The following is a 227-nucleotide window of genomic DNA, read 5'->3' on the forward strand; positions in this document are numbered from 1 at the left end:
GCATCGAGTTTGCTATTTAAAGCAAGTGGATAAAACTAATATGGAGCGGCACACGAGGCTCGAACTCGTGACCTCGACCTTGGCAAGGTCGCGCTCTACCAACTGAGCTAGTGCCGCATCATATTAATTCTAAATTTAATTACACAAACTAATTTATGTAACATTGTTTTTATAAATTACACTTGGCTATGTAATTAAACCACAAAGTGGTGCCCGAGGCCGGACTT

1 tRNA gene is annotated in these 227 nt (G+C 41.0%); it reads right to left on the reverse strand.

Annotation, left to right across the window (positions count from 1 at the left end):
* Positions 1–41: 41 nt before the first annotated feature.
* Positions 42–117 (reverse strand) — tRNA-Gly (locus B2R65_RS15610).
* Positions 118–227: the final 110 nt, after the last annotated feature.

Source organism: Pseudoalteromonas sp. UBA2102, from assembly GCF_002331165.1.
Lineage (GTDB): Bacteria > Pseudomonadota > Gammaproteobacteria > Enterobacterales > Alteromonadaceae > Pseudoalteromonas > Pseudoalteromonas atlantica.